Source organism: Bradyrhizobium sp. SYSU BS000235 (assembly GCF_049747295.1).
Classification (GTDB): Bacteria; Pseudomonadota; Alphaproteobacteria; order Rhizobiales; family Xanthobacteraceae; genus Afipia.
The window spans coordinates 1,721,518-1,734,171 of record NZ_JBMHJM010000001.1; the positions used below are offsets into that span (position 1 = coordinate 1,721,518).

10 protein-coding genes are annotated in these 12,654 nt (G+C 57.6%); 4 read left to right on the forward strand and 6 right to left on the reverse strand.

The window, feature by feature from the left end; all coding sequences use genetic code 11:
* Window positions 1-39 precede the first annotated feature (39 nt).
* Window positions 40-396, reverse strand: a complete 357-nt coding sequence (locus ACP0KA_RS08030) for a hypothetical protein (RefSeq protein ID WP_424628298.1) — start codon at window positions 394-396, stop codon at window positions 40-42.
* Window positions 397-669: 273 nt separating this feature from the next.
* On the opposite strand from ACP0KA_RS08030, the gene ACP0KA_RS08035 reads away from it, so the two are divergent.
* The 3 genes from ACP0KA_RS08035 (at window position 670) to ACP0KA_RS08045 (ending at window position 6,146) form a co-directional block, all read left to right on the forward strand.
* A complete protein-coding gene (locus ACP0KA_RS08035; protein WP_424628299.1) occupies window positions 670-1,659 on the forward strand; it encodes an AraC family transcriptional regulator in 990 nt (329 codons plus the stop codon).
* A 371-nt stretch (window positions 1,660-2,030) separates the two neighbouring features.
* On the forward strand, window positions 2,031-2,546 hold the full coding sequence (locus tag ACP0KA_RS08040) for a hypothetical protein (protein WP_424628300.1): 516 nt from the start codon (window positions 2,031-2,033) through the stop codon (window positions 2,544-2,546).
* A gap of 240 nt (window positions 2,547-2,786) precedes the next feature.
* Window positions 2,787-6,146 (forward strand): adenylate/guanylate cyclase domain-containing protein, encoded by a 3,360-nt coding sequence (locus ACP0KA_RS08045; protein ID WP_424628301.1) that lies wholly within the window; start codon window positions 2,787-2,789, stop codon window positions 6,144-6,146.
* Window positions 6,147-6,170: 24 nt separating this feature from the next.
* On the opposite strand, the gene ACP0KA_RS08050 is transcribed toward ACP0KA_RS08045, so the two are convergent.
* The 3 genes from ACP0KA_RS08050 to ACP0KA_RS08060 form a co-directional block, all read right to left on the reverse strand.
* Window positions 6,171-7,424 (reverse strand): patatin-like phospholipase family protein, encoded by a 1,254-nt coding sequence (locus ACP0KA_RS08050; protein ID WP_424628302.1) that lies wholly within the window; start codon window positions 7,422-7,424, stop codon window positions 6,171-6,173.
* Window positions 7,425-7,743: 319 nt separating this feature from the next.
* Window positions 7,744-8,382, reverse strand: a complete 639-nt coding sequence (locus tag ACP0KA_RS08055) for an alpha/beta hydrolase (protein WP_424628303.1) — start codon at window positions 8,380-8,382, stop codon at window positions 7,744-7,746.
* Window positions 8,379-9,314: a ring-cleaving dioxygenase gene (locus ACP0KA_RS08060; protein WP_424628304.1), complete on the reverse strand. Its 936-nt coding sequence runs from the start codon at window positions 9,312-9,314 to the stop codon at window positions 8,379-8,381. The genes ACP0KA_RS08055 and ACP0KA_RS08060 overlap by 4 nt, the downstream gene beginning before the upstream one ends.
* Before the next feature lie 128 nt (window positions 9,315-9,442).
* Here ACP0KA_RS08060 and ACP0KA_RS08065 point away from each other — a divergent pair, with 128 nt between their 5' ends.
* On the forward strand, window positions 9,443-10,324 hold the full coding sequence (locus tag ACP0KA_RS08065) for a LysR substrate-binding domain-containing protein (protein WP_424628305.1): 882 nt from the start codon (window positions 9,443-9,445) through the stop codon (window positions 10,322-10,324).
* Between the two features lie 46 nt (window positions 10,325-10,370).
* Here ACP0KA_RS08065 and ACP0KA_RS08070 read toward each other — a convergent pair whose 3' ends face one another.
* Together ACP0KA_RS08070 and ACP0KA_RS08075 are read right to left on the reverse strand one after the other, a co-directional pair.
* Window positions 10,371-10,922 (reverse strand): hypothetical protein, encoded by a 552-nt coding sequence (locus tag ACP0KA_RS08070; protein ID WP_424628306.1) that lies wholly within the window; start codon window positions 10,920-10,922, stop codon window positions 10,371-10,373.
* 19 nt (window positions 10,923-10,941) lie between these two features.
* Window positions 10,942-12,384, reverse strand: a complete 1,443-nt coding sequence (locus ACP0KA_RS08075; protein ID WP_424628307.1) for an LVIVD repeat-containing protein — start codon at window positions 12,382-12,384, stop codon at window positions 10,942-10,944.
* Between the last annotated feature and the right edge of the window lie 270 nt (window positions 12,385-12,654).

Consider the following 12,654-nt stretch of genomic DNA (forward strand, 5'->3'; position numbering starts at 1 on the left):
ATTTCTCGAAGCGGTGATGTTTTTGTGTGTGTATCATTCCTATTCGCCGCGAAAGGCGAGAATCAGCTGCACAAGGCGTACGGAGAGCGCAACGTAGCAGACTGCCATGACGATCTGCAGAACCGTGTGCCATTCCGATTTAGAGAGACGGTACAAACCATCAAGAAAATTCAAGGCAAGAAGGACGATACCGAATAATTCGATGCCGCGCCCGACAAGGCCATGCCGCAAATATCCAAATAACATGATCGCCGGTTCGTTCGTGGAGATGTGCGTACCTGCCGATACCACGAGCGTCCCAACAATAATCCTCTCAACGTAGCCAAAGACCGCATGCACGGACTCTTCAAGATGTCCCGTGTAAAATGAATGCCACTTTCTCTTGTACGTATTCATTTCTAGCTCCGTCAGTTTCGAAACAAAGCCGTGAGCAGCAAGGTTAAAAATTTTTGCAACACCCGTGTGAGGCGGTCCGACATCACCGAAATCTACGCCGTGACACCGACCTCGCAATTCTCCTCCTCTGGTCTCCTCCGCGGTAGCAGGGCTTGTAACAAATGCTATTGCGCCCTCATTTCCGCACAGCCCTAGGTCGACTTCCTTACAGACCAAGACAAGAAGACCTACCCTCCACATACTGTGGCAGTTGTTGCTCGATAGGAAGTCCGCGTGGCGCCCCCAACCGGGAAAACCGCTGTCCTCAAATTTTCAACCGACGACCTTCCCGCCCGCGACCGGATTACCATTTGGCGGGAGGTCTTCGCGCGTTCCGTGGTCAAGGTGGACCTGGAGCCTCTTGGTGAGGGCCCATTTCGCAGTGAATCCCTCGTCCGCGTCTTGCCGGATGTCATGGTCAGGAGCTCCTCTGCATCTGCGGCTGTCGTGCGTAGAACCAAGCCTCTCGTGGCCGATGGCGACGACAATCTGATCCTGAGCATCATCAGGAAAGGCCAGATGTTCGCGACACAGGGCAATCGCGAAGTCTACCTGGATAACGGAGGCGCCTATCTGTGGTCGAATGCGTCGACCGGCGTCTCGCGCAACCCCACCGCGATGGACCTCGTCACCATCTCATTGACAAGGCGTAGCCTCTCTGCGGTCGTCGCCGATCTCGACAGCGCTGTGATGCGGCTCGTGCCGGCATCGTCCGATGCTTTGCGGCTACTGGTCAGCTACGTCGACATTCTGCAGAAACAAACAGCCCCGATGACGCCGGACCTGCTCGCCGTCAGTGCGACGCATATTCAGGATCTGGCCGCCCTTGCCCTCGGCGCGACGCGGGATGCCACGGAGGCTGCAAAAGTCGGAGGATTGCGTGCCGCGCGCCTTCAGGCGCTGAAGGCCGACATCATCGCCAATATTGGAAATCCCGAACTCTCACTCGATGCGATCGCTGTTCGGCACAATATATCTCCAAGATACATTCGGACATTGTTCAACGATGAGCAGACAAGCTTTTCCGATTTCATCCGCGAGCAACGGCTGAGACGCGCGTATCGCATGCTCAGCAACCCTCAACTTATTGACCGGAACGTCAGCGCGATCGCACTCGAATGCGGATTCGGCGACCTCTCCCATTTCAACCATTCGTTCCGGCGACGATTTGGCGCTACGCCCAGCGACGTCCGTACCCGCGCGCAACAAGAACGGGCAACCTAACCGGACAGTGCCCGTGACATTTTTGATGTTTGCTGCCGCGTCATCCGCGCGCTTACCTCCAAAGAGTATCGTTGCTTTGCCTAGTGGCAGTGGTCACCTGGTGCTACTCTGACGACCGCCAACGCATCGTCCGAACCGAAGCGCGTCGCTATGCGTGGGTGCGCTGAAAGCCAGCCTTTGAAGGAATGGCATTTATAACCCGCTCTATTGAAACGGTGCCGATTCTCATGGGTACACGACAGGATGCGGAGACGCTCGCATCAACGACCTCTTCGCTCATAGTGCGGAAATACAAATCAAGATCGGGCCGACGCTCTGAGAACCATAGCGTGCTCGATCGCATCTCATTTTCCAAACTGAAGGAGAGAACCATGGCAATGACACATGCACTCTTCGTATTGTCTTCCGTTACCGTCGCCCTCGCTGCCGGCAACGCCCAAGCGCAGAGCATCCCGCCGGAAGGTCCTGTCTCGGTGACATTCACGGCCACGCAAACTTCACCTGTCAAGCCGATGCCGATCGGAAACGGGAAAGAGTTCATGGTGATCAATCAGGCGATGACCGCATCGAACGACGCAGGAAATCCGATCCTTCACAACATGGGCGGACGATGCCTGTTCAGCCGTCTCGCGGATTCATCGGCCAAGACTGTGGAGCTTCACGGATTCTGCAATTACGTCGACAAGGATGGCGACCAGATCTTCGAGCAGTGCAATTTCCTTCCTGGCGCGCCCAACAACTGCAACGTCGTTGGAGGAACGGGTAAGTTCGAAAATCTTCAAGCTTCGCTCGTCATCAGCGTCACTCCCCTTAAGTCCAACTACGAGGGCATCACTCAAGTCGTGGGCCACAAAAAGGGGACGTACAAGATCGTCAAAACAAACTGATAAGCCCCGACCCAATCCCCGCACTTTGGGCATTGCCGGTGTCGCCGCGGGGATTGCCGGTTACAACCACCGGACGTTTCCGGATCGTTGATACAAGGAATTGGCGACAACGCTTTGAGAGGGGCTGATCGCCTTTTCATCGGATTGGAGTGAAGACCGAAGGCGATATAGCGGAGCTTTGAAAGCAGCTTTGCATGTTCCATTGACATGCTATGATCCCACGGAACCGTGGGCGCCACCATGACAGGTATTGCGGAGTGGCTAGCATCGATCGGGTTGGGAGAGTACGCCCAGCGTTTCGGCGAGAATGCGATTGACCTATCGGTCGTCCGCGATCTGACAGAACAGGACCTCAAGGACCTCGGTGTCCTGCTTGGGCATCGCCGCAAGATGTTGCGTGCGATTTCAGAGCTCAAAGCCGGTATCCTCGTAACGCCCCAGACCAGAACCAGGCTAATGCCGCGCGATGCCGCGGAAAGGCGTCAGCTCACCTTGATGTTTTGCGATCTGGTAGGCTCGTCGGCGCTGTCAGTCCGCCTTGATCCTGAGGATTTGAGGGCCGTTATTGCCGCCTATCATGACTGCATCGCGAAAGTCATCGGCAAGAATGACGGTGTCATTGTTAAATATCTCGGCGACGGCGTGCTTGCGTCTTTCGGCTATCCGGTTGCGCACGAAGATGATGCGGAACAAGCAACGCGCACGGGGCTTGCGCTCGTTGAAGCTGTGGCCAGCCTTCCGACCGACATCGGCGAAACGTTGCAGGTGCGCGTCGGCATCGCCACCGGCACCGTGGTCGTCGGCGATTTGATTGGCGAGGGCGCGGCCAAGGAGCAAGCAGTGATCGGTGAAACGCCGAATCTGGCTGCGCGCCTGCAGATGCTTGCCGAGCCGGCCACAGTGGTCATTTCAGAGAGCACCCACCGTCTCACCGATGGACATTTTGAGTACCGGCATCTCGGTCCGATCACATTGAAGGGTTGGACGGAGCCGATCTCGGCATGGCAGGTCTTGCGAACCACCGGCGTGGTGAGCCGGTTTGAAGCGCAGCACAAGAGCAGACTGACCCCTCTCATCGGGCGCAACGAAGAACTCGAGTTGCTGTCGCGCCGTTGGCGTGCTGCGACCCGCGGCCAGGGCTGCGTTGCGGTGCTGACGGGAGAACCGGGCATCGGAAAATCGCACATTGCTCTGGCACTTCAGGAGCGAGTCCAGGTCGAGCCACATTATACGCTGCGCTTCTTCTGCTCCGCACACCACACCAACAGTGCGCTGTATCCCTTCATCGGCCAACTCGAACGCGCCGCCAGATTCGAGCGAAGCGATACGCCATCAGAAAAACTCGCCAAGCTCGAGACTTTGCTCGCACTCTCCGGCCCTCAAGCAGGCCATACGGTGCGGCTGGTGGCCAACCTGCTCTCGTTACCCGCCGACGATCCGTACCATCTCGCGGAGATGCCTCCGCAGAAACGTCGAGAGTTGACCTTGACTGTGCTTTTGGCATTGCTCGAAGGCCTCTCGGCGCGCAGGCCCGTATTCCTCATCTTCGAAGACGTCCATTGGGCGGACCCGACCTCTCGGGAATTGTTGACGGCGATCCTGGATCGTGTGCCGCAACTGCGCGTCCTGCTTCTCATCACGGCGCGGCCGGAGTTTACGCCGCCTTGGCCCGGCCACGCGCATGTGACAACTGTCTCCCTCACGCGGCTGAGCCGGCGCGACGGAGCGACGTTGATCGACCGTGTCACGGCCGGCAAGGCGCTTCCCGAAGAGGTGATGAACGAGATACTCGCCCGCACCGACGGCGTGCCTCTCTTCGTTGAAGAACTGACCAAGACGGTGCTCGAAACGGGACTGCTGGACGAGCAGGATGGACGTTACACGCTCAAGCGCCCGCTACCCGCCTTGTCGATTCCAACCACACTACACGCATCGCTGATTGCCCGGCTTGATCGGCTGGCCCCCGTGAGGGAAGTGGCACAGATCGGCGCCGTCGTCGGCCGCCAATTTTCCTACGAGTTGCTGAGCACCGTTGCCGGACTGCCCCGAGAGAAACTCGACGAAGCACTTGCCCAATTGGTTCAATCCGAATTGATGTTCTGCCGGGGCGAAAACCCGGACGCGGTTTACATTTTCAAGCACGCGCTGGTTCGCGATGCTGCCTATTCAGGTCTGCTGAAAAGCCGCCGCGCAGCGCTTCATGCCACGATTGCGGACGCATTCGAACAACGCTTTCCGGAGATCGTCGAGGCGCAACCCGAAACTCTCGCGCATCACCTCACAGAGGCGGGCCTGATTGAAAAGGCGGAGGGCTATTGGCTCGAGGCCAGCAAGAAGGCGGCCATGCGCTCTGCGAACCTCGAGGCGATCGCACACGCGCAACGTGGCATAGAGACACTGGCTTATTTGCCCGACGGTGCGGAAAAGGATCGGCGAGAGCTCGATTTTCAGTTTGCTTTGGGACCCTGCCTCATCGCGACCCAGGGTCCGGCGTCGAACAATGCAATCGCGACGTTTGCCCGCGCCCGTGAATTATGCGAGCGCCTCGGAGATCCGCCCGAACATCTCCAGGTTATGTTCTGGCTGACCACCGCAAGCGTCATTCGCGGCGAACTGCCGACTGCGCAGGAAACAATCGCGGTGTTGCTGAATCTTGCGCAGGCGCGCGGCGATCGGGCGGCCCTGCTCAACGCCATGCGCGGGCAAGCCATGATCAGGCTTTTCATGGGACAATTGACCGGCGCGCGAGATGTGCTTGAGCGAGCCATCGAAGCCTTCAACATCAGCAGCGAAGAGGAGCGATTGGCGGCCCGTGCGGCCGGTCAGGACGCCGGCGTGGCAGACATGGCTCTGATGTCATGGGCTCTCTGGCTGCTCGGCGATGCCGATACCGCAATCGCTCAAGCTGCCGCCGCCATCCAGCGCGCCGACGATATCGATCATCCGCATTCGCAAGCCTATGCCTGCTACTACGCCTCGGTTCTTCATGCCTTGCGTGGAGAGTTCGCGCACGCGCAAAGCTATGCGGAGCGCTGCCTTCTGCTTTCGGACGAGCACGGCTTCCGGCAATGGCGCGGGCTGGCACACGCGGTGCGGGGCATATGCAGTGACCTGCTGTCCCCATCCGCGGCCGCACTCGAAGAAGTGCACATGGCGCTCGATGAGTATCGCAGCGCCGGATATCAGCTCGGCATTACAGCACTGTATGTATTGCTGTGTCCGGCCCTCTTGGCAAACAGCAAACGGGACGCCGCGTTGGACCTGATCGAGCAGGGACTGACGATGGCGAACCATAATTCGGAACGGATATTCGAGGCCGAACTGTATCGGTTGAAGGCGAATGCGCTGCTTATCTGTGGGACACCAGGCACCGATCCCGAGGTGCAGTCACTGCTCGAGCAGGCATTGGCCTTGGCAAAAGGTCAGAAAGCGAAGGCACTTGAACTTCGCGCCGCAAACAGCCTTGCAGCATTGTGGGTCAGCCAAGGCAAGCGACTGGAAGCGCGCGGCCTGCTTGAACCGATCTATGTTTCCCTTACAGAGGGATCTAACACACGCGACCTCATGGAGGCGAAGGCACTGCTCGATCAACTGCAATAACTGCGCACGCAGGGCAGATGATCTCTATTCGGCTGCGGCCTTGTGACCTCCATGCTTGTGGCCTCCATGCTGCGGACCGGGCTTGGGATTCAGCTCATTGATGAAGCGGACTTCTCCAGTCCCATTGTCGCCTGCAGCCCGGTAAGCCTCGATGGCTTTCTCCGCGGCAGCTCGTCCTAATCTTTGTCCTTTGTCGAGATTGCTGTGATTCCATTTGAAATCGATCGTGCTCGGCACCTGAATTTCGACGACGGTGCCCTTCCAGGGCTTCTGCCCTGCCTCGGGATAACGAAGGTGATACTTGAAGAGCTTGACGTCGTCTTCGCCTACGGTCGCCGCAAAGAGCTGACATAGATTTGCGAGGGCATCATGCAGATTGTCAGGCTTACGGATTTGCTTGGCATCAACAATTCGGCTGATCCATATTTCATCCAGATCAGGATGCTCCTCAAGCAAGCTCCTGAAATTAACCGTGTCCACCAGCGCACCCTCGCAATATGTGGCCCCGTCGATCTTGACGGTCTCCTCGACAAACGGGAGCGCCGAGCATGCGCAAAGCGTCGACGCCTCGATATCGCCTTTGTACCCTTTGTCTTTCATTGGGTAGTTGGAGAAGAACGCGAGCTCCTGTGCATCCAGATTCCACGCGTTGTGGAATATCCACGGCTTCCCTTTTTCAAAGAGCCTGTCGAACTTGATGCGCTTCATGAATTCGCTGTCCGGATAGTTGATCCTCGACAAGCCAGTGATGTTGGACAGATACATCAGCGACGTCAGATAGCGAACCGCCGGATTTGGCGCCAACACCTGGTTGAGAAGCCATCCATTGATGTCCCCTCGGTCCCATTTCTGGTAATTTCTGCGCATGGGAGAATGATCGTACATGAGAGACATCGTCTCATTGAAAGCATCGACCATTTTGTGCGGTTGCCAGAGATGCTTGTAGCTCTCAGGATTGAAGGCGAAGTCCATGATCGCGCGCGAATTACCGAACCAGTCCGAGCCGAACACCGAATTGATGGGAAAGCGTTCATAGCTCTCATCGTCGCGAAATACTTTATCGCGGAAGAACTGGTACGTTTGCTCGACTTCCCTGCCGTCGTCGCACTGGTTGTAAACAATCCCGACCCATGCACCGATACATGACAGCGACCACACGTTAAATTTTATGCCGGCGGAATGAAGGGCTCTTAAAGCTCCGATGTGCAATCCGGCGGCGGGACCACCCCCGCCAAGTGTAATTGCTCTTTTGGGAGTCGACTTTGCTATCTCCTTCATGTGAACCCCCTCAATATGCGTTTGATATTAAATGTGCCCGCAATGCTCTCGTATTTAATGAACTGGCAAACAGCTTAATTGCTTTGTTTAATATTGGAAAGCGCACGTCCGCGTGTACGGATATGACAGCAAAGCTGACGGAGTCACATCGCTGCTCACGGATAAAAATTAAAGCAAATACAAAACACCAAAACGCAATCTGCTCGCTTGGAAACCATAATCGTAAACGCGCGAAGCCCGCCAGTCATGTTCGACTGGCGGGTTCTAATTGCTGTTCACCAATGCCGATCGCGATTCTGCGTTTGCTTTTTAGCATCCATCAAACATCGTGCGTCGCAGAGACGCGCCTCGCCGCGATCCACTGCTGCGCAAGCAAAAGATCTGCCTGCGAAAGTTCATGCCCGACTGGCACAACTCGGCGATCGACGTCTGCTCCGGCATCGCGCAGCATCGCGGCCAGCGATTCACCATTTTCAGAAGGAATGATCGGATCTCGCAAGCCCGACAAAATCAGCACAGACTTTCCCGCGAGATCGGCTTTTGGCGGCCGCGACAACGGCACCATCGCACGAACCAGCAAACCTCCGGCGAGAACACTTGGCCGAAGCAAAAGCGTCGCGGCCGCGATATTCGCGCCGTTGGAATAACCCAACGCAATTGGCGCGGCGATACCATACCGCTCGCGGGCATCCTCAACGAAATCGGCCAACTCGTGCGCACGCCGCACGACATCCTCTTCATCGAAAACGCCTTCCGCCAGACGGCGAAAGAAGCGGGGCATGCCGTGTTCGAGCACCTGGCCGCGAACCGACAACAAGGCTGAGCCCGGCGAGACCGCACGGCCCAAGGGCAATAAATCATTCTCGTCGCCTCCGGTCCCGTGCAGCAGCAGAAGCGGCGGGGCTTCGAGCCGGGTGGCCGGCTCGAAGCGATGGATGAAAGATTGGCTTTGCGTCATCGCGTAACTCCTTCCAGCGCAGGCAACACGTTCTCAATGTCCTTGCGATGCGGCTCGAGGAAAGACGGTAACTTCAATTCCTTGCCCAGCGATTCCACTGGTTCATCAACAGCGAAGCCGGGAATGTCCGTCGCGATCTCGAACAGGACACCGCCCGGTTCGCGGAAATAGATCGAGCGGAAGTAGTTGCGGTCCTTCTGCTCGGTCGGATGCATGCCGTGACCCATGACAAGCTTTCGCGCCATCGCAGCTTCCTCGGCATCGTCTGCCGCACGGAAAGCGATGTGATGCACCGAACCACGCCCCTGCCTTCCCGGCAAAAAGCCCTTAGCTTCATAGATATCGACGATGTGTCCAAGCTCCGCGCCTGCCGTGTAACGGACCACGGAGCCTTCACGCGCGCTTTCCTTGAAGCCGAACACGTCGGTCAAAATTGCGCCGGTCTTCGTCGCATCGTCGAGCAGCAGCGTGACGCCATGAAAACCACGGATCGCGTGCTCCGCCGGGACATCACCGTTGCTCCAGCCTGGTTCGTTCTCTGCGCCCTGTACGCCGACCAGTGCAAGGCTCATCCCGTCCGGATCGGTGAACGGAAGCACCGCTTCGCCGAAGCGCTTCTCCAACGCCTGGTGCGCAATGCCCTTCTCGATGAAGCGGTGTGTCCAGTAGCCCAACGATCTTGCCGGTACACGGAAAGACGTCTGCTGGGCCTGGCCAACGCCGCCACGGCCGGCTGCGGCGTTCTCCCATGGAAAGAACGTGAGTATCGAGCCCGGCTGCCCGGTCTCGTTGCCGTAATAGAAGTGATAGGTGCCTGGATCGTCGAAATTGACCGTCTTCTTGACGAAGCGCAGTCCCAAGGCACGCGTATAAAAGTCGAAATTCCGCAATGCGTTACCAGCGATCGCGGTGACATGATGGATGCCGGACATGATCTTCTCTCCTCATTTCGGGGCTCATCGCCCGTTGTTGAGGGGAATATTGGGCATCTTCATTCTATGGACAATTAGGCAAATCAAAGCATTACTGTCTATGATTTGGAAACAATAGTAGCCCGCCCATGGACAAGCTTGCTAGCCTTCGCGCGTTCACCAAGGTCGTCGAACTCGGCAGCTTTTCGGAGGCCGGCCGGGCGCTACGTCTCTCCCGCTCCGCGATCAGCAAATACATCAATGATCTCGAAAACGAACTCGGCGTTCAGCTGCTGAATCGGACGACGCGGCAGGTCAGCCCGACAGAAAACGGCCAGGTCTATTTCGAACGCGCCATTGGTGTGCTGAGCGAACTCGACGCCGCAGATCAAGCCGTCACACATCTGCAGGCAACGCCGCGCGGCCTGTTGCGCGTCAACGCGCCGATGTCGTTCGGCACATTGCAGCTTGGACCGGCGATTGCCGAGTTCATGGAGCGCTATCCCGAACTTCGCATTCAGCTTGTGCTGAGCGATGCCCAGGTGGATCCAATCCAAGAGGGTCTCGACGTGACGCTCCGCATTGCCGATCTTGAATCCTCCAGCCTGATTGCGCGCAAGATCATGCCGGTTGATCGGGTGGTCTGTGCGTCCCCGGATTATTTCGCGCGCCATGGCACACCGAAACATCCGAGTGACCTGCGCGATCATAACTGCCTCACCTACGGTTTCCTCTCCACCGGCAACCAATGGAAACTGACGGGGCACGACGGCGACCACTGGATTCAGCCGCGATGGACGTTGTGCGTCAACAACGCCGAAGTTCTGCGCGATGCCGCCATCAATGGCCGCGGCATCGCCGTCCTACCGGTGTTCATCGCATCAGATGCATTGCGTGACGAACGGCTGCAAACGTGTCTCGCCGACTATCATCCGCCTGAACTCGCGCTCTATGCGATTTATCCGCCCACGCAGCATCTGGCTGTGAAGGTCCGGCTCTTCATCGATTTCCTCGTCGAGAGGTTTGGCTGATCAAGCCTCAGGTAAATAGGACTCTCAAAATCTGGCAATGCGCGATCTACTCGCTCTGCATCGCCGATTTGATCCAGCCGGCTTCATCGTGCGACGACAGCAAGGCCAGCGCTCTTTGCTGGAGGTCCGCCGTGCTCGCCTTGCCTTGCACCACTGCAACCATCAGATCGCAGCGATGGGACACCGCCATCCCCACGGCTTGCCGCGTCGATCCGTCGCTCATGTTGAGGCTGTAGTTTCTTGTTCGGCCCGTCATGCCGGCGATCTGCACCACCTGGCCCGGCTGCAGCGGCCGAAAGCGCGGGGTAATCATGTCAAGATCCGCCACCCGATCAACCTCGTCGTCGTCCGCAACACCGGTGTCGCAATTGCAAAACCCGATCTTCGGTCGAACGTAGAGCTCCATCTCGCTGCCGCAGGTTGCCGCCTGGCAACGGTAAGCATGGCCAGGCGGCCAGCCATCCCGCGGAAACGGCCAAGCGATGCTTTGCCAGGCTTGGCCGCGCTCGGAAGCCCCGACATAGGCTGCGATGGCGATGACGGAAGACGCGATGAGCACGAGCATCCCGGCCCCGATCATCGTCGTCTTTCGCACCATCGCCAACCTCACTTCGTCACTATTTGAGCCCCGCGACGTCACGCGCTTCGCCGGTCAATTCGAGAATGTGCAGACCCGTGTTGGCGCGGTCGACGATATAGATATAGCCGCGGTCATCGGTCTCCACATTGTTGGTTTGGATCGCCACGCGGCAGCGTTCCTTGCCATCGATGGTGACACAACGCTTATCCGTCGCAGCGGTAATCGACGGAATGAAGTATCCAACTTCCTTGGGGTGATAAGGATCGCGGATATCGAGAGCCCGGACGCCCGCGTTGAAGAAGGCAATGAAAGCCATCTTTTTGTAGAACACCGGATCCATGCTTTCGTTTGACGAGTGCGAACCAAATCGTCCCCCTCGTTCGCAAAACGATCCGCTGGCCTCAGGTACCGTGTAGCTCGAGATCATCATCGGCCGGCTTTCGACGGTGACATCGGCAAACCACACCATCTGCCGTGGCTCACCGCATTCATTGAGAATGGCTTCATCGACGATCATGACGATGTCACGGGTCTTGCCGTCCTTATCCTTGGCGAACTCCGCGATCGGCATATCCTTCATCGGAAACGTCGTATGGGCGCCGTTGAAGGCCGACATGGGCATGCGCGATATTTCGGGGTACCGCAGATTCTCCGGCGTCGGCTCCTTCGGCCCATTGATGAGCTTGTCGCGATCGACGATCTGCAGGAAGCCACCTTTGTTCGTGCCGTAGCCAAAATAAATGCGATTGGCCTTGGGGCCGAGCGAGATCGGTCCGTGAACTTCCGTTGGAACAGCACCGGTCGACCCCGGCTCCTGACCGGGCAAACCGAAATCGCGAATTTTCACTGGATGAGCGGGGTCGCTGAGATCGTAAACCTGCGTCATGCGCTTCGTTCGCCAGTCCGGCGCGCCGGACACCAAAAAGGCGATGCCCGTGTCGCATTCCCACCAGCTCTTGTGCGTGTCCTTCAATCCGCCAATCCGCGTCACCAGAACCGGATTTGCCGGGTCGGCGACATTCCAGATTTCATGCGCCTCGCTGCCGAACGTGCGCAGCATATAGACCGCTGAGGGATCCCCCTTCGGCAGCGTCTTCCCGTCACACACGCGGACCATCTGCGCACCGCCGCTCTCATACTTTCCCTCTTGTCCGGGGATGTGGCGCAGATATTTGGGATGAGCGGGGTCGGTCACATCGACAATGGAGGTGCCGTTCGGCTCGGCCTTGCCGGTTTGCGGGTTGATGGGATCCGGGACATCATCCGTACCGCCGTGATGACCAATATAGGCAATCCAGCGGTTGCCTTGATGATGTATCGTCGGCTGATAGCCGGCGCGCGCCTGCAGATCATTCATCCCCACAAGCTTCATATTCTTGGCTTCCGGAGGAGCGCCAATAACTTGCTGCTGTGCAAGAAGCGGCGTGGACCATCCGGAAAAGACGACAAAAAGACATGCCGCAAGTTTTAGTCGATTCATTTTCTTGCACACCCTATTTCAAATTCCCGCGTTTCCTCAGCGGTTGACGGCGCTTTATTTATTCCATGCGCCGTTCCCGTCGGTTGCCGCATCATCGCGAATAATGCCGACCGAGCTTCGAATGCTATGTCGAGTTTATTGAGTGAACAATTCGCGTATCGCGCACACCCCTCCTCATAAAAATGCTGCTTGCAAATCAGATTTTCCCTCGTGACGCGAGATAACGGGGGTGTTCGGTCATGAGCGATTGAACGCGCCCTGGATCAGGCA